Here is an 18,242-nt window from a genome sequence, read left to right on the forward strand (position 1 = left end):
ACAGAATAATATTGTTTTTTTAATAACGAAAGTTGCCTTATTATTAGTATTCCTCAATAAAAAATGAATTAATAAAAACTCGAGGATTAGTAAAATCAATATTTCACTAACCCTGAATTTAGCTTGTGCAATACTTCGTAAATGGCTATTTTTGAAGCATAACTAACTCCAAAAAAATATGAAAAAGACTGTTTTTTCTTTTTATCTAATGCTGACTTTGGTGCTCAGTGTTCATTCACAAGTGCAAAGTCCTTCGCAGTTTTTGCCTAATTACGGAAAACAAATAACCTACTACCATCAGGCTGAAAATTATTTTAAGCACCTTACGGAAAAATCGAATTTAATCAAACACCAAAAATATGGAGTGACTCCGGAACAAAGAGATTTGAATGTATATTTTATTTCCAGTCCAGATAATTTAGCTAATTTAGAACAAATTAGAAATAACAATTTAGCAGCAATTGGTTTGTCCCAAAATAAATCTCAAATGATTGGTGATAAGTTAATTGTATGGTTGAGTTTTAATGTTCACGGAAATGAATTTGCAGGAACCGAAAGTGCGATGACTGTAGCTTACGAATTGGTAAATCCTTCGAATGCTGAAACCAAAAAGTGGTTAGAGAACACGATTGTAATCCTTGATCCGTGTATCAACCCAGACGGATATTCCAGATACGGGAATTGGTTACGAGAAATTTCAGGAAAAAAAACGCATCCGGATTTATCAGACAGAGAGCACATGGAAGTTTGGCCAGGCGGAAGATACAACCATTATATTTTTGATTTAAATAGAGATTGGGCTTGGCAAACGCAACCGGAAACCCAGCAGCGTATAGCGTTGTACAACCAATGGATGCCGCAAGTTCATACTGATGTACACGAAATGGGATACGATTCTCCGTATTTTTTTCCACCATCAGCGGAACCTTTGCACGAATATATCGAGAAATACCAGAAAGATTTTCATTACACTTTAGGTAAAAATATTTCCAAAAAATTTGATGCTCAAAACTGGATGTACAATACCGGCGAACGTTTTGATTTGTTTTATCCAAGTTATGGCGACACGTATCCTACGTATAATGGTGCTGTAGGAATGACGATGGAACAAGGAGGAATAGGCGCGGGGAGAGCAGTTACAATGAGTAACGGAATAACCCTTACAATACAAGACCGATTAACACATCATGCAACGGCAGTTTTGACCGTGGTTGAATCTGCGGCGGCACAAGCGGATGTTTTGCTGAAAGGATTCAGAGGTTTTATGAATAATTCCCGAAAAACAGTGAAGGGAAATTATAAAATTTACGTGATGAAAAACAATCCGAAGCTGATTCAAATGGCGGATTTGTTGAAAAAAAACAATGTAGAATTCAGTTATGCTGATGCCAGTCAAAAAGCATCTGGATTTAATTATAATACCAAAACTGAGAAAGCTTTTACGATTGAACCGAATGATTTAATTGTAAAAGTAGACCAACAAAAAGCTGTTTTCGCTCAAGTACTTTTTGAACCAAATCAAAAGTTGAATGACAGTTTATCATATGATATTACGTCTTGGGCTTTGCCATTGGCGTATGGAGTTGAAGGTTATGCATTGAAAAACAGTTTGGCTATCAAAACAAAAGCATCAATTGAAGTGCAAGAAAAAGGAATTCTTCAAAATGTATATGCATTTCATATTCCTTGGAATAACAGAATCTCAGCTCAGGTTTTGTCATTGTTGCACCAAAATAATATCAAAGTTAGGTCGGCAATGAAAAAAGCTGTTTTTGGCGATGTAATAGTGGAGCCGGGTGGTTTAATTGTAACCAAAGCCGATAATCCAAAAGTAGTAGATTTTGAAAAAACGATTGGCGAAATGGTTAAAATAAAAACCGATTATAATTATATAGCTACGGGATTTTCATCTAATTCTAAAGATGTTGGTGGTGAAAATTTCAATTTATTAAATGCACCAAAAGTCGTCTTATTATCAGGAAAAGGAGTTGGTTCTACAGAGTTTGGCGCTGCTTGGTATTATATGGAAGAAACTATTGGATATCCGGTGAGCGTGGTTGAGGTAAGTAATTTTAACAGATTAAACCTTTTCAATTATAACACGCTTATTATGGCTGATGGATATTACGATTTTTCAGAAGACCAACAAAAGAAAATAGGAGAATGGATTAAAAATGGCGGAAAAGTAATTGCAATGAATAGTGCGCTTACTCTTTTTGAGGCTAAAGAAGGATATGCGTTGAGTCCTTTTGCAACTGAAGAAGATAAATTAAGTTCCGAGAAAGAGGCCGAAGAAGAAGAATTGAAAGAACGTTTTCTGGATTTTCAGGATTCAGAGCGTAGGTATATTTCTAAATCGATTCCGGGTGCCATCATCGAAAATCTTCTGAATAAAACACATCCAATGTCGTTTGGTTTAGGCGATAAATATTTTAGTCTAAAAACAGATGACAGACATTATTCTTTGTTGAAGAAAGCAACTAATGTTGTTTATGTTCCTAAAGATTATAAAAGCTATGGTTTTGTTGGTAATGAAATCAAAAAGAAATTGAATAATACAGTAAGTTTTGCAGTAGAATCAAAAGGCGATGGTTCTGTAATTTATATGGTAGACAATCCATTATTCAGAGGATTTTGGGAAAATGGAAATTTATTGTTTAGCAATGCATTATTTTTGGTAGATTAAAGATCGATTATTTATCATAAAAAAAGAGCACGATGATTCGTGCTCTTTTTTTGTTATTACTGTATCTGTTGTTTTAAAAAGGATAACCAATGGCCAAGTTGAAAATCAAATTTTCTTTGCGCCAAGAACCACTTCCAAAATTGATTTGATCTAATACCCAACGGTCGCCATCGGGCAAATACGGTTTCCGGATTGGGAAGGCAAGATCTGTTCTCAAAATCAGAAATGAGAAATCGAAACGTAATCCTGCTCCGGCTCCAACGGCAATTTCATTCAGGAATTTTTTTGATAATTTTGCACCGGGTTTATCGGTATTTTCTTTTAGTAACCATATATTTCCTGCATCCAGGAATAAAGCGCCTTTTACTAAACCATATATTTTTGCACGGTATTCAGTATTGAATTCTAGTTTGAAGTCACCTGATTGATCTGGTAAAAAAGTATTGGTATTTGAAGAAGCACTATCAAAACTTCCAGGGCCAATGGAACGTGCACGAAAGGCTCTTAAACTATTAGTCCCACCAATAAAAAACTGCTTGATAAATGGCATTTCAGCTGAGTTTCCGTAAGCAAATCCGGCACCTACAATAATTCGGCTGGCCAGTTGGGAATCGGGGCCCAATTTATAATAATGTCTGAAATCGTTTTCTATTTTTATAAATTGGCTAAATGGAACATCAAATAGTTTGATGGTATCTCCTTTTTGAATATTTGCTCCGGAAGTTAATCCGGCAATGTTTCCTGCTAAATCGATGGTTCCCTTATAGTAGAATGTGTTTTTCTTTCTTCTCTCTAAAGTATTTGTGTAGGTGTAGGAGTAAGTTGGTCCAAATATTAATTGCTTTTCAATCACCTTTTCTAAAGATTTATTGGCCAAAATTTGCTCTTGATACAACGGAGTTACATTTTGCGGACTGGCGTAGGTAATCTCAGTAACATTGAATAAATGCTCTTTTCGTTCATTTTCTTTCCATAAATAACCAAACGAACCTTTGAAGGTTTGCAGCGAGTATAACTTGGTTCTGTTTTGGAACTCATATCCTAATGTTGCCTTCGTTTTTGGAACAAAACCACTTGGAGAATTTAGTTTAAAAGGCGCTACTAATCTTGGCCAAACTAAATTTGCTTCGGTTCCAATGCGGTATACGTTAAATCCATTATTTTGCCCGGAAACTTGTACCTCAACACCTCCAAAAGCAGAAATAGTTAGCAATTCGGCTCCTCTAAATGCATTTCTATTGCTCCAGTTTACATTCAGTTCGGTTCCTGTGTAATTGGCAGAATTGGTTTTTGCCAATACTTCCATACGAAGCGATTTTTTGGGTAATGGCGTCAGATAATAATAAGCATCCAGATAATTTCCTGTAGTATCAGAAACCCTGAATTGATTTTTCACGAATTTGAAAGTTCCCAGATTTACTAATCTATTCAAAGACAAATTATGATCGGTACGGTTGTATAAATCTTCCTTTTTGAAATATAGCGCTCGATCAAAAATTCGTGGTTTAAATAAATTCTCATGGTCTATAATGGTTAAATCATTGTATTTTTTGATGGAATCCATATTGGTTTTCACACTGTCAGCGCCAATAGAATAGTTTGGATAAACGATTATTTTATTAATTTTATAGGGCGTCTCTGCCAGTTTTGGAGCTTCCTCTTTTACTTTTACAATAAGATCCACCTGATGATCTGCAACAGTTGTGTCCACTTGTACTTTAAGATAATCCGGATTGAAATAGAAGAATCCTTTTTCCTTCAGTCTGGCGTCGATGCGAATTCTTTCTTCTTTGATGACATCAAGACTGTAGCCTTCTTCTTTTTTTAACAAACTTCTACGTCTGGTATTGCGAACTGCAGTCGAAATTATGGAGGAATCCGTAGGGAATTTTACTTCTTTAATTTTATATTGTTTTCCGGGTTTGACATTATATTCTGCGGTTGCTTTTTTACCATGTCGGGTTGAATCTGCCGATGTTTTTGTGTTGAAATAGCCACTGTTTTCAGCAAAATTTTGCAAAACACTTTTGTTGTATTCTAAGTCCACTTGACTGTATAAAACGGGTGCTTCGCCGACTTTAGTTCTCAACCAGTAGCGCCATCCTTTTTCTTTCTTTGGCGTCCCAGCCAGATTGTAAATATATAGTTTAGGTCTTAATCCCAAAATCGAGGAATTAGGTTTTGGTCTAACCACTTCTTTTAATGCCGTTTTTAATGCCTTTTTTTCTTTTTTAGAGACTTCTTTTCCTTCTACGGTTACTTTTGCACCAGTGTATAACAGTTCTCCTTCAGGCAAAAATCTGGTATTGCTGCACGAGGAAATGAACAATCCTAAAAAAATAAAATATAGTAAATGGCTCTTGTTCATCAATTTTAGTATTTATTAAAAAAATTAAACCATTAAGGAAAAATAAATTGTTCTATTTTCTTAATTTCTTAATGGTTTAAAAACTTTTATTTATTTTTTTGCTTTGCTTTTTTTGCTTCACTTTTGCGAAACAATTCACTGAATTTGTTGTAATCCAAAGTAATGATGAAAGCGATTCCGGTTTCAACCACTTCGCCTTGCAGTGCCACTTGGTATTTGTTCACTCGGTATACTCTCATTTTATACCTTCCATCTTTTGATAGTTGGTAATCTAGTGAAACATCGCCTGCAATATTATTAGCGTTTTGATTCACTTGTTGCGGACCTTCAATTCCAAAGCTGCTTCCTACAGTTACTTTCAATCGGTCATTCAATAATTTCTTTGAAATTCCTACGCTTAAATCGGTTTTATTTTCTCGTTGACCAGTGGTATAATCATCGGAAGTATTCAAATCAAAATTCAGTTCTACCCCTTCAATTAAATCACCCGCCAAATTATTGAGTTGTTGCGACAAAATTTTACTGGCACTTTCTCTTGCTAGTGACGAAACGCTTGTTCTTCCGGTTTCACTGGCAAATGGGTTTTCTCCAATAAAACGATTCAACAGCAGTAAAGCAAAAACCTGTTTGTTCAATTCATCCGGTTGCTGACGTAATTGGGTCAATTTTGCTTGTGTAGTGTTGATAATTTCTGTTGAAACGCTATTATTCCCATCAGGCATAACAATATCAAAAGCAATGGTTGGTTTCATTAATTCGCCAGTCATTTTCAATACGGTTTCAAAAGGTAGCTTTTGTTTGTAGGTATTTCTCACTTCGGCAGTTACATCTCCTAATTGGTCATTAACTAAGTCAATTGGCGCGGCTTCTGTTTTATAAATCGCGGTAACATTAACATCAGCAGTTGTAGGCTCTCCAGTCCACAGGATATAACTTCCTTTTTTGATGTCGAATTTTCTTTTGATCGCATTAAAATTCATTTCATAGCTTCCTTCAGATAATTCATATCTTCCGGTCAAAGTTGTTTTTCCTGATGGATCAATACCGCCGTTTAACTGCGCTTCTCCTTTTAATTTTAGGAAATCCCCGTTAGCTTTATCAATAACCAATGATAATTCGGCGTCTTTATCAATCTCAATATTTACCGAAGCATTGATTCCTTTGATATCCATTTCACTATTTAATTCATCCATCACGATGGTCTCGACTAATTTTGGATTGTCTTGGTCAATGAATTCTACAATTCCTTCTCTGTCAGCAATTGACGGATCTGATTGTGGTAAAACAATAGTGAATTTAGTGTCTTTATTAATTTTGATATTTCCTTCTACAATAGGATTGTCTAAATTTCCGGATAGTTGCAAATGATTGTCCAAGTACAATTCACCATAATACAAATCATTGTCTTTTGCTTTAGAATTGACGGCTTTGAAATTATCAGCATCGATGGCTAAATCAAAACCAAAATTGCTGAAATTGGCACTGTCAATCTTTCCGTTGATGGCTAAATCATTGTCTTTTTCATCCTTTATAATGAAATTGTCAAAAAGAATGGCATTTGGCGTAAATACAATTTTATCGTTTAAAGACTTGAATTTTGCATTAAGCTGCTTCACTTTGAAACCAATTTCATTGAACTGTAATTCGCCAACTACTTTGGGTTGGGTCGTATTTCCTGTTATTTTAAAATTCCCTGTCAAGAATCCCGTGCTTTCAGTAATGTTATCTAATGTAAAGCCCTGAATACTTTTTAAGTTCAATTTATCAATGTCGAGATTCATATCAAAACTGCTGTTAGTCGTCTTGTAATTTCCTTCTAAATTGACTTGATTTCCCTGACCTGTAATGGCAATTACGGCATCATATTGACTCGCAATCGCATTATTTACTTTGATACTGATGTTTCCGATTGTATCTTTTTTGAAAGTAAAATTTTCAATATTCAAATCTGAAGTAAAAAGAGGAGTGGTACTTATATTTTTGACCAATGCGTTTCCATTGATTTTACCACTCATTTGCAAATCATCTTTTTCAACGATGCTGGTAATTGTTTTTATGTCAAAATCTTTGAAATCAATCGCGATAGGTGCATTTGCTCCCTGAGATTGTGATTGTATCAGAATTTTACTTCCGTCTTTACTCAATTCGAAATTATCAGCATAGATTCCTTTTTTGCCAAAGCGAATTAAATTATCTTGTGTTATTTTCCAAGATTCATAGTTCAGCAACAAATTATTTGGATCAAGATTGATATCGTTGTTTCCGTTGCTAGCTTTTAATGTTCCTGCAATTAAGTATCTTTCTTTGTCTTTTGAATCTTTTAATTGCACCGTATAATCCACAATATTATTTTGCACTTTGCCAGAAATGCTGGTGTGGGGCAATTGAATTTGTTTGTTTTGAATGTCATCAACAACAAAATTGTAAACAAGGGAATTGTCTTTGGTATCTACTTTGAGAACAGCGTTTGTAATGATGTTTTCACCATAAATTAATTTTGGAATTGTACCATTCAAAACAATAGAATCGTTAACAGAGTTGTATCTTCCTTGTATATTAATAGGTTCCAGACTTTTCAATTCAGGAATCAGTTTTAATAGAATTGGACTGTCTTTTACGCCAATTTTAAAAACAAATTCTTGTTTTTCCACAGCTGTTTTTCTTGAATTTGGTTTACTGTCATAATACTTGGAAATAGAATTTGACAAAGCAGTCGCTATTTTTGATAACTTGTATTTTCCGTTTGCATCCACATCCAAAAACGGAGATTTCAACACGAATGTATTCTTTTCAGAAGTAGATGTTGCCACTGCACTAATGGAATCAATTACAAATTCTTCTTTTGCATTTACGATGGTAATGTTGTGCGCATATACCGTTCCGTTGAGGTAATCGAGATTTGCCGATTGAATATCAGCATCTACAACACCTCTTATTTTTAACGGGCCAGCGTGGAGATTCAGTTTTTCCAAATCAGCGATATCCACATTCAGTTTTAGTTTTCCGGTAGGATATTTGTCTTTAAAACTGCCACTGCTCACTAAGTCAAAAGTCAGATTAGGATCTTTTGCCAAAGCAGTTGCATTGAAATTTCCGTTGCGAATAGTTCCTTTTACAGCTACATTTTGGTACGTATATTTATTATAATACGCTTTTAGAATAGTTCCATTTAATGATGCGGTTGCTGTTTTTGGATCAAATCCAGTTCCTTTTATGTTGGCTTTTAAAGTTACTTTTCCAATGGAGTCGTTTTTGATAAATTTCCCTAAATCAAAATTAGTAAGTTCCGTTTGAGCATCGTATTTCTCGTAATTTTTTCTGCTTTGGTCGAATGTAGCTTTGATTTTTGCATTTCCAAAACTACTTGCAATATTCAGATTAGTATTGAAATTAGCAATGGTTCCCTTAAAAATTCCTTTGGCACTGAATTTTGCCGGCAACTGAATCGAATTAGGAATGGTTCCTTTGGGCAAAAAGCCAACAAAATCTTTCGAACCGGATTGTAAATCTTTAATATTCAAATCAAAATAAGCTTTGTTTACATCTGGCAAACCTATGATTCTGCCGCTTGCCGCTACTTTTGTAGTTCCAATGCCGCTAATCTCGATAGATGGGAATTCAATGTTTTTTAATTTTCCTTTTACAGTTCCATTAACCAGCAATATTGCATTTGGATTGCTCATAAATGGATTTACATTGACTAGCGTTGGAGCAAAAAGCATAATATCTTTAATTCCCAATTTGCTTTTTTTCAAATTAGCAATAAGTCCTAATTCTCCCGGATTTTTGGCTAAAGATGCAATGGAAGGATATCCAATTCTAATTTCATCTTTCAGTTCCGTTTGAGGTGTTTTTAAATATAATTTTTTAAGAAAAGCATTCTTTTTACCATAGAAAAATTCTGCATTAAAGGATTGAATGTTCAAACCGCTTTTGTCTTTGACGGTTAATGAATTGGCAATTCCTGAAATGTTTTCGGGATTGTAATTCAATAAATCTACTTGCAAATTTAAATTGGTAATATTCAAATGGTTGTAATCGATTCCTTTTTGAACTGTTGCAATAGTATTATTGTCATAACGGAAATTTACCCGTTTGAATTCCGTTTTGTTTATTTTGACATCCCAATTGTTCGATTCGGCATTTACAGCTTCTTTTTTAGGTTTGATTATATCTAATTTATCAAAAGTTAAAGCACCTTCTACACCCGTTAAATCAAGACTTTCTATAATTGCGAATTGATTGTTAAGGTCAATTTTATCAATTTTGGCGAGCAGTTTTTTTAAATAAAAATTTGTGGAAAGTTTAGTTTCCTCACTTTTATAATCGAAATCAATTTTTGCTAAATCAATTTCACCTAATTTTAATTTTAAGATGGATTCCGGTTCATTTTTTATTGCTGCCACTTTAGTCGCATTGGATATTTGAACCAAACCTTGCTTTAATTTGAACTTTAATCCATTGATTTTTGCTTTTGGAATTTCAAAGTTCATTTCATTTAAATCGAAAGTTTTAATTTTCGTTTCAAAATGCTTTAGATTGGCATAAATATCATTTTTTGTGACGGCATCAGTATACTTAAATTGGATGCGGTCAAGCATTATTTCTTCTACAGAAAACTGCATGGGTGGCGAATCACTCTTTTGTTTTTCTGGCGAAGCAAATGCTTTTATGATGTAATCAAAATTAAAAATAGCTTTGGAATCTCTATTTAAATTAGCTGAAATCCCTACTAATTCTAAGGAATTGATTTCGACTTTATTATTTATCAATTGAAACAAACTGATGTCAGCAGCTAATTTTTCACCTGCAAAAAGAGTGTCTTTTTTTTGGTCTTCAAAATAGACACCTTGGAGAATTACTTTTTTAGGAAACTCAATTGCAAGACTATCAACCCTCACTTTGGTTTTGATTTTCCCTTCCAGATACGTTACTGCTTTATCTTTGGCATAATTCTGAACGGAGGGAATTTGAATAGCCACAAGTAGTATTAGGAACAATAGGAGTATTGATCCCATTATCCAAAGGAAAACGTGTAAACTTTTCTTTAAATATTTTTTCAAATGATGTATTTTTTGGTTAAAAATAACCAATTTAAATCAAAATTGCAATTTTACTCCCAAACAGAATTTGCAACAAAGGTTTGATTTTTTTAATGAAATATTTTACAAAATTTCAAAATAGTGTTGTAAAATTTTTGGATTGCAATTACTGTTTTGAATGCTTAATTTATGTTTTATACGTAGGAATTTCATTGAAATTCTCTGCTAGTTTTTCATCCAATACAATTTCTTTAATGGCCATAAGCATTGCTTTATTTGAAGTAAAAAGTTCTCGATTAAAGTTAATTACAGTTGTAATATCAATATTTTCTATTGCTGTTTGTTGGGCTTCAGTGTAAAAATTATTCAGAGCGGAACTGTAGTTGTTCTGAATGGAATTAAATATATTTTGCAGTTCTTCAAAGTTTGCTTTTTTATCCTGCAGCAGGAAAGCATTCAGTTGAAGGTATAAATTTTCAGTTTCTTTTTTGTGGTGCATAAAAAAATTATATTTAATGTCTTTTGAGGAATTTCTGAGGTCCATAATGTTGGTTCCAATGTCTTTGACACTTTTTACGGCATGCATAGAACTTCGTACAGCTGAAATCATTTGGTTGAGTTCTACTTGCTCTTCATCTTGTAATTTTGTTCTCAGTTTCAAATAAAAGGCATGAATCTCGCCTTGCAATTGTTTGAGAAATTGATATTTTTCTTCTTCAGTTTTTGAGTAGAATTTTTTTTCCTCATCAATATCCTTGAAAGCACTATTTTCTCTAAAAGACAATGTATTAATTGCAAATAATTCCAAATTAAAGAGCATCGAATTATGAATAAAATATTTTGTTTCTCTTTGAAATAAATCTAAAGCGGTCTCAGTTTCAGCGATTGAAGCATGCCCTATAAATGCCGCAGCAGAACTATCGGTATTTTTAAAAAAACGCTCTAAAAATTTTGTGAATAAATCTAAAACAGGAAGAAACAATACAATTGCCAGTAAGTTAATCAAACTGGAAAAGGTAACTATGCCAATGAGTGGATCTTTGATTTTTATGACATCAGTGATCAGTAGCAGAATGGGTTTCAGCAAAGCAAAAGCAATGGCAGTAATGAAGATATTGAATAACAGATTACCCAATGCCACTCGTTTTTTGGATGCATTTCCACCTATGGCACTTACCAAAATCTTAATTATAGTTCCGGTTTCGCTGCCCAGTACAATTGCAGCAGCCATTGGAAAACCTATAGCTCCAGCGTTGAGCGCACTCAACGTCAGCGCCATGGTTACGGAACTTGATTGAACAATCAACGTAATTAAGAAGCCAATGAGCAGGAAAATAATCATTGGCATGGATGCATATTTCGAAAGATCAAAATACTGTGCCTGAGATTCCATCGCCGTTTTCATGAAAGAAAGTCCTATAAAAATTAAGCCAAAACCGAGAAGAAAATAAGATGCGTACTTGATTTTCTTACGATTTCCAAGCAGAATAAGAAGAAAACCACCTAAACAAACGGCTGGATAAGCAATCACTTCAATGTCTGTTTTAAAGCCAATAGTGGCCACCAGCCAACTGGCTATTGTTGTTCCTAGATTGGCACCCAGAATAACAGCCATCGCATTTTTCATCGTAAAAACACCGGCACCTACGAAAGCTAAAACCATCAATGAAACCATGGAACTGCTCTGAAGGACACCAGTAACGATTGTCCCACCAGCTACAGCACCGATATTATTTTTTGTAATGCGCTGCAAAAATAGTTTGAAACTTCTGCCGGAAAGATTCTTTAGGGATTCCTCCACCAGATACATGGCAAAAAGGAATAAGCCTATGCCAGCAGCCAGTTTTAGTATTGAATTTAACGTCTCCATAGTTATAAATAGTATTAAAGATACTTAAATTTATTAGTAATAATAAAATCGCTATGCAGTAATACAAATAAGATGAAAACGTATTGGATTATTGGGAATGCGAAACGTTTCTATTTTTTAAATAAGAGTCAAAACATATCCAATTATTGAGCCACCTAAAACGATAAATGCACTATTTATTTTTTTGTAACCAAAGGTAATAGCGAGGCTAATTATTGCAATTAGAATTGTGCGCCAATCCGTAACGGTATCTTTTCCCATGGCGTAACATACCGAAATTATAATGGCTACCGAAGCAATATTTACCGCATCGAGGAATGCCGAAAAAGGTTTTGAGTTTCTCATTTTCTTAACTAATGGATTGAGAAGTGCCACAAAAATAAAGGAAGGCAGAAAAATTGCAATTGTAGAAACTACAGCACCGGAGAAACCATTAATTTGATATCCTATAAAAGTTACCGATGAAAAAACGGGACCAGGTGTAAATTGTCCTACTGCAATAGCATCGATTAATTGTTGTCGAGTCAGCAGTCCCGTCGCCACCAGTTCAGCATCAAGAAAAGCAAAAAGTACATAACCGCTGCCATAAAGGATTGCGCCAATTTTCAAGAAAATCCAAAACAGATTCATGTTGGTTGCTGTCAGAACGGTTGTACTTGAAACTTGTAGAACGGTTATGGGGAGAAAAACAGTCGTATTTTTTATTCTTTGGTTTCGGAGGAAATACCAGAACAAGGAAAATAATCCCGCTCCAAACATCAAATAGATTTCATTGAAGTCGAGTAAGGACAAGATTAAGACAGCAATTCCGATTCCGGCTAATGGTATTGATTTCAGGGATTTCTTGGCCAAAGGATAAACGGCAGCCAGAATGATGGCAATAATTGCAGGTTTTATGCCATAAATAAAAGGTTGAATTTCCGGTAACTGTCCATATTGTTTGTAACCCCAGGCAAAAAATCCGGTGATGAAAACCGCTGGCAAAATAAAACAAAGACCGGCGACAACCAAACCTTTCCAACCGGCCCTTTCATGACCAATATGGATTGCCATTTCAGTGCTGTTGGGTCCCGGAATTAAATTAGTTGCACCAATAAGATCTAAAAAATGTTGTTCGGAGAGCCATTTTCGTTTGGAAACTACCTCTTGCTGCATCATTGTAATATGTGCCGCAGGACCACCAAAAGCAGTAAATCCTAACTTTAGGAACACCTTGGCAATTTCTTTTATTTCAGAATTAGGATGCATTTTTTAGAATCTTTTTTGTTAAAGGAAATGCAATAGTAAGATCGCATTTGGTTTAAGAGATGCTGAAATGTCTTTTATTAAATGTTTTGAATGGTTATTCTTCTTTTTTCTTTTAATCGTTTAAAATGCGAAGGAGTCAATCCGGTTGCTTTTTTAAACTGATTTGACAAATGGGAAACACTGCTGTAATGAAGTTTGAAAGCTATGGCAGAAAGAGTAAGTTCTTCCAGAAGAATCAGTTCTTTTATTCGTTCTACTTTCAGCGAAATGACATATTGTTCGATTGTACTGGCTTCTACTTCAGAGAAAAAATTGGCCAGATAAGTATAACTATGATTTAATTTTTCGCTTAATAAAACGGAGAATTTGATGACTGGTTTTTCATCGGAGTTGTAAACGTAATCAATAATTACAGTTCGGATTTTCTCAATCAGAATGCCTTGTTTTTTTTCTAATAATTCTAATCCTGCTTTTTTGATTTTGCTGTTCAGTTTCTTTTTTTGGCTTTCTGTAAGCACTTCCTTAACTTCAACCTCGCCAAGTTCTATTTTTATTGGTGAGATATCGAGCTCTTCCAAAGCTTCTTTTACAAAGATTTTACAACTTTCGCAAGCCATGTTTTTGACATAGATTTTCATAAACCAATTTTTTACTTTAATTATTTTGGATTAACAGTTTGCAACCAATTTACTCTTTATGTGATTCAGCTTGCGTTAAAATTCACTACTAAAAACTTTCTGTTTTTAATTCTCTTCTGACTTCGTTGGTCCACTTATAACTCTGGAAATTAATCCTTTTTGGGTCGTTAATTCAGAGAAGAAAACACCCGATAAGTGAATCACGATAAAAGCCAATAAATAATAAATCGAAAGTACGTGTATTTCTTCCATCGGTTCTTTTAGATTTTTTGGACCTAAAACGATAATTAAACCGGTAATAAGGGAAATTGCGACACAAACGTAAAAAACTAAATACGTCCAATATTGAAATTTTTCTTTAATTCCCAAATCTTTATTGAACGGATTAGAGAATTTCATTTGTCCAAAAAATGGAAGCGCAATCCGAATACTATACAAACCTACCAAAGCATAACCAATATAAATATGCCAGTCCCACATGGGTTTTCTAATTTTTTTGGCAAGTGTAATGAGTTGGTCTTGCGTCAACTTCTGGTCTGTAGTTGCTAAATAATCTTGAATAATTAGCGCAACATTATTTTTATTCATCCACGTCAAACGTAGAAAAATCGTGACAAGTAATAAAGTCATGCAAATGGCGATTGACCAATGCATTATTCTGTAAATGGCGGAGTATTCTCTCTTTTTCATGATTTTTGAATGATAATAAGGTTACGCTTTTTATTCTTATTTGATTAAAATGAGAAAATGAATCTAATAGCTTGAGGTTTCTTTAAAGACTGACAAAACCTTTGCTCATTGGAAAAATAATTAAGGCTTCCAGTGTAACTAAAGAATAGCTCTTTGCTATTTCAGAACTCGCACGGTCATGTGATTAACGCCTGAAATTTTAAAAATATCTCCTTTCACTTGTATGGTTTCTCCAGTTGAAACTTGTCTATATTGTGTTGGTTCTAATAAATTGGCTCGACTGATAGTCACCAGATAAATTGAATTTTCGGTGGTTGCTAATTTGGCGGTATAGCCATCTTTGCCCAGAACGATTTCCTGCACTTTTCCAGTAGTGAATTCAGTGGTGTTTGCGTTTAGCAACGGACTGCAGCTTACAGCCAGTGCGATTACAATTAGTAAGCAGCTGGCAATTTTTAAAAATTGTTTCATAAATTTAAAGTTCTAGAAAATCATTAGTTTTTGGAAAATTACGAATAGCGTCCATCGCTATTTCGGGTGTTGGGTCGGCTATTTTGCGCAGTTTTGTGTCCATCCAGGCTCCATCCACGGTTATTGTGGCACAAAGTTTATTGTCGTCATTCATAAATTCGTGGACTATTGACCAGCGTGAAGCATCTGGTCTCATTTTAGAAATTTTGGTATGCATAACTATTTTATCCGCAAGCAGTATTTCTTTTCTGAAAACACATTCCTCCCGGAATAAGATTGGACCAAAATTTTGTGAACGCAAAACCTTCATAGTTAATCCAAGATTTTCCAGAATTTCAATACGATGTTGTGCGCCAAAATCATAATAAGCACTGTGTCGAACATGAAAATTTGGGTCAAGATCAGACCAACGAAAGGATAATTCTTTACTAAATGAAGTCATTATTGTTTTATTTTAAGTTTTTTGCGCTGTTCTTTTCAATTGTTATAAAACAAAATTAAGACTTGCTCTTATGGCCAAAACTACGAATAATATGTGGAATGAAAAGGAACTCATGAACCTTTTAATTCTATTTTAAGGTTATGCTACCAAAAGTAATTGGGGATTTATGAATTCTTTTTTCTTCAAAAAAGAAATGTGGCTTGTCTTTTGTATTGGTAAAAAGTTGTGTCCAATTCCGGATCCTAATATCAAGTACTTTTTATGAAAAAAATAATGTTTTTGTTGTTGCTGTCGGGTAGTTTGTATGCTCAGGAACAAGTGTTTAATGTGCAACGCTATTGCATTGACGAGCAACCTTTCAAAAAAGGGGAATGCGATACGGTAGGAAATGAATATTCATTTGTGTTCCTTGACACTCAAAAGCGTACTGTGGTTTTCTTTCTCACGGCTACAAAAATGAAATATAAAATTGTAGACTCCGGTGTTTTTGCTCCAGATAAAAATTATGCGTTTTACACTTTAGAAAACGAGAAAGGTCAGGTAGAAATGCGGATAAATACACAAAATACTAAAATTGAATTCCTGTATCCCAATACGCATGTTTATTTGACCGTTGGTAAGTCAACTAAGGCGGTGCGTTAAGTGATTGTATTTTATAATGTTGCGTTCAGGAAAGCGCGAAAAGTTACTATGGTTTTATAAAATTTGCTTATAAAATTTAGCAACTAAATAAATCTGATAGTTTTCCTTTAAAGAATATAAAAGTATAAGTACTGATGAAATAAATACTGTTTCCTTACTATTATTAGCACAGTTTGCAAAACTGCGCTAACGATTGTAGGATATTATCGCGGTAGAGTTTTTTATATTCGGAGACCTAATCCAATTTTTAATAGATTTACGTTTGTGTTAAATGTTGTATTTGGGGTTTCTTTGTCAACTTTCAACTTCACATAGTCATATTGAATACCTATGAATATTTTAGTAGTTAAATCATAAGCAACTCCAAAATTTGCATTAATTCCACTGTCTGTTTTACTGGATCCTGAAACATCAAATCCGTTATTTGTTCCTGAAGCATCGAAAACCATAAAAGTATATCCAAATCCTATAAATGGGTGTAATTTAGAAATTGATTCTATTGTAAGTTCAGCAAAAAATTTTGGTTGAATAAGATATGATTTGACTTTAAAGTCTTGATTCCCATCATTGTCATTTGTGTTGTTTACTAAAATTCCACCATTGATAGATGCTCCAATATTGATATTTGTCATTTCCAAAAATCTATATTTTGCTCCAATGTCAACAATTCCGGTATAGTTTTCTGCGATAAAATTATCTCCAATTGGAATTGGGTAATTAGCTTCAATACTAAATTTTGAATCTTGTGAAAATGATTTGATTGATAAGATTAATAATAATGCTAATAGTAATTTTTGTTTCATAGTTCTTTTTTTAATTGTCTGTAATATTTATCCGATTGTCGATGTGGCGTTTTAAGTGATAATAATTTTTAGTTAATGACTAATTTTATTATTACAAAACCAATTTTCCCATTAAGCCAAAAGCGCAAATTGCTCGTAGCGTGTGTTGGCAGCAGTTGTTATTTTTTCTTTTTAATTACTAATTTATAAACTTCCTCTGATATTTCGTAAACATTATTTGTATTCTGATTAGTCAAGATTATTATTGTAATATTTTCCAAATTAAACCTTCTTGCAATACATTTAAAATTTCCAAAACTTCCATCGTGAGTATGTTCTGTAACTGAAATTTCTCTTGATGTTGATTGTTTTGTTGTATATAGTTTACCAAAAGGACTTTGCATAGATTTATCAGATAAAATATTTGCGGTTTTTCCGAGAAATAATTTTGATTTTTCACTAATTAAAGAATTTTCATCAATTCTTTTAAACCAATCGTACAGACCATAAGAATTGCTAATAAACAAAAATGGAATTTCTAATTTAAAATTGTCAGGGACAAATTCATTATTAAAGGAAAATGCTAAATTTTCCTTTTCAATATATGGATATTGTGTTTTTATGTTTATATTTTCTGAGTTAAAAAGAAAAGTTTTCGAATACTCATTAAATGTTTTACCACTAACATTTTCTACAATTTTCATTAGTAAAAGTGGGCTGTAATTGGTGTATAAATAATCAGTTCCAGGTTTGTATATTAAGTTTGGAATATTTAAAAGATCATTAAAGATATCTTTAGTGGTAATAATTTTATCCTGTGGATATTTTTTAGTTTGAATATCTGGTAGACCAGCTGAATATTGGAGTAAATTTTTTATCGATATATCCTTTGACCAAGAAGGCAATTCAGAAATGTATTTGTCAATGTTGTCTTCTAAATTGATTAATCCTTTTTCACTTAATTGCATTATAGCTACTGCTGGAAACTCTTTATATATAGAACCGATTAAAAATTTAAAGTCTTTATTCAATTTTATTTTTCGATTTGGTTCCGCAAAACCAAATGATTTTTCATATAAAATTTCACTATTTTGAATTACTAATATGTTACCATTTATAGTGTTATCTTGGTTATTATTCGTCAATAAGGAATCAATCTGCTTAAGTAATTTACTGTTTGTTTGGCTTATTCCTTTTATGCCTAATAATAAAAGAATTATGATTGCGAATTTAGATGTTGTTTTCATTTATAAAGTTTCTTCGTAAAGTATAATATTTGCTAACGTTCTGTTACTACAGCGAGTTTGGGACTAAATTAAGATCATTATTCGGATTTGCCAAATATTCATAAATACAAAACAAT

General features: G+C 33.4%; 12 protein-coding genes. 2 read left to right on the top strand and 10 right to left on the bottom strand.

The window, feature by feature from the left end; translation table 11 throughout:
- Positions 1-178: 178 nt before the first annotated feature.
- Positions 179-2,686 carry a M14 family metallopeptidase gene (locus tag BC952_RS07495; protein ID WP_121365019.1) on the top strand — a complete coding sequence of 836 codons (2,508 nt, stop codon included), beginning with the start codon at positions 179-181 and terminating at the stop codon, positions 2,684-2,686.
- A 73-nt stretch (positions 2,687-2,759) separates the two neighbouring features.
- Here the strand turns inward: BC952_RS07495 and tamL are convergent, their stop codons facing one another.
- The 8 genes from tamL to BC952_RS07535 form a co-directional block, all read right to left on the bottom strand.
- Positions 2,760-5,054, bottom strand: coding sequence for a translocation and assembly module lipoprotein TamL (gene tamL / locus BC952_RS07500; RefSeq protein WP_121365020.1), 2,295 nt, complete (start codon positions 5,052-5,054; stop codon positions 2,760-2,762).
- A gap of 86 nt (positions 5,055-5,140) precedes the next feature.
- Positions 5,141-10,117, bottom strand: a complete 4,977-nt coding sequence (locus BC952_RS07505) for a translocation/assembly module TamB domain-containing protein (protein WP_121365523.1) — start codon at positions 10,115-10,117, stop codon at positions 5,141-5,143.
- A gap of 166 nt (positions 10,118-10,283) precedes the next feature.
- Positions 10,284-11,966 (bottom strand): Na/Pi cotransporter family protein, encoded by a 1,683-nt coding sequence (locus BC952_RS07510; protein WP_121365021.1) that lies wholly within the window; start codon positions 11,964-11,966, stop codon positions 10,284-10,286.
- 117 nt (positions 11,967-12,083) lie between these two features.
- Positions 12,084-13,214 carry a chromate efflux transporter gene (chrA, locus tag BC952_RS07515; protein ID WP_121365022.1) on the bottom strand — a complete coding sequence of 377 codons (1,131 nt, stop codon included), beginning with the start codon at positions 13,212-13,214 and terminating at the stop codon, positions 12,084-12,086.
- Positions 13,215-13,291: 77 nt separating this feature from the next.
- Positions 13,292-13,852: a helix-turn-helix domain-containing protein gene (locus BC952_RS07520; RefSeq protein WP_121365023.1), complete on the bottom strand. Its 561-nt coding sequence runs from the start codon at positions 13,850-13,852 to the stop codon at positions 13,292-13,294.
- 105 nt (positions 13,853-13,957) lie between these two features.
- Entirely contained in the window at positions 13,958-14,542 is a 585-nt protein-coding gene (locus BC952_RS07525; protein ID WP_121365024.1) for a cytochrome b/b6 domain-containing protein, read from the bottom strand.
- A gap of 156 nt (positions 14,543-14,698) precedes the next feature.
- Entirely contained in the window at positions 14,699-15,013 is a 315-nt protein-coding gene (locus BC952_RS07530) for a hypothetical protein (protein ID WP_121365025.1), read from the bottom strand.
- A gap of 4 nt (positions 15,014-15,017) precedes the next feature.
- Positions 15,018-15,455, bottom strand: coding sequence for an acyl-CoA thioesterase (locus tag BC952_RS07535; RefSeq protein ID WP_121365026.1), 438 nt, complete (start codon positions 15,453-15,455; stop codon positions 15,018-15,020).
- A 261-nt stretch (positions 15,456-15,716) separates the two neighbouring features.
- On the opposite strand from BC952_RS07535, the gene BC952_RS07540 reads away from it, so the two are divergent.
- Complete coding sequence (locus BC952_RS07540; RefSeq protein WP_121365027.1) at positions 15,717-16,097, top strand: hypothetical protein; 381 nt, start codon at positions 15,717-15,719, stop codon at positions 16,095-16,097.
- Positions 16,098-16,318: 221 nt separating this feature from the next.
- Here the strand turns inward: BC952_RS07540 and BC952_RS07545 are convergent, their stop codons facing one another.
- Both BC952_RS07545 and BC952_RS07550 read right to left on the bottom strand, forming a co-directional pair.
- The gene (locus BC952_RS07545) at positions 16,319-16,900 is read right to left on the bottom strand and encodes an outer membrane protein (protein ID WP_121365028.1); all 582 of its coding nucleotides are present in this window, start codon (positions 16,898-16,900) and stop codon (positions 16,319-16,321) included.
- Positions 16,901-17,058: 158 nt separating this feature from the next.
- Entirely contained in the window at positions 17,059-18,126 is a 1,068-nt protein-coding gene (locus BC952_RS07550; protein WP_121365029.1) for a serine hydrolase domain-containing protein, read from the bottom strand.
- Positions 18,127-18,242 lie beyond the last annotated feature (116 nt).

It is taken from the genome of Flavobacterium limicola (assembly GCF_003634755.1).
Lineage (GTDB): Bacteria > Bacteroidota > Bacteroidia > Flavobacteriales > Flavobacteriaceae > Flavobacterium > Flavobacterium limicola.

Coding starts and splice junctions, on each gene's coding strand:
- BC952_RS07495 (WP_121365019.1), top strand. CDS start 179: ATGAAAAAGACTGTTTTTTCTTTTTATCTAATGCTGACTTTGGTGCTC.
- tamL (WP_121365020.1), bottom strand. CDS start 5,054: ATGAACAAGAGCCATTTACTATATTTTATTTTTTTAGGATTGTTCATT.
- BC952_RS07510 (WP_121365021.1), bottom strand. CDS start 11,966: ATGGAGACGTTAAATTCAATACTAAAACTGGCTGCTGGCATAGGCTTA.
- chrA (WP_121365022.1), bottom strand. CDS start 13,214: ATGCATCCTAATTCTGAAATAAAAGAAATTGCCAAGGTGTTCCTAAAG.
- BC952_RS07520 (WP_121365023.1), bottom strand. CDS start 13,852: ATGAAAATCTATGTCAAAAACATGGCTTGCGAAAGTTGTAAAATCTTT.
- BC952_RS07525 (WP_121365024.1), bottom strand. CDS start 14,542: ATGAAAAAGAGAGAATACTCCGCCATTTACAGAATAATGCATTGGTCA.
- BC952_RS07530 (WP_121365025.1), bottom strand. CDS start 15,013: ATGAAACAATTTTTAAAAATTGCCAGCTGCTTACTAATTGTAATCGCA.
- BC952_RS07535 (WP_121365026.1), bottom strand. CDS start 15,455: ATGACTTCATTTAGTAAAGAATTATCCTTTCGTTGGTCTGATCTTGAC.
- BC952_RS07540 (WP_121365027.1), top strand. CDS start 15,717: ATGAAAAAAATAATGTTTTTGTTGTTGCTGTCGGGTAGTTTGTATGCT.
- BC952_RS07545 (WP_121365028.1), bottom strand. CDS start 16,900: ATGAAACAAAAATTACTATTAGCATTATTATTAATCTTATCAATCAAA.
- BC952_RS07550 (WP_121365029.1), bottom strand. CDS start 18,126: ATGAAAACAACATCTAAATTCGCAATCATAATTCTTTTATTATTAGGC.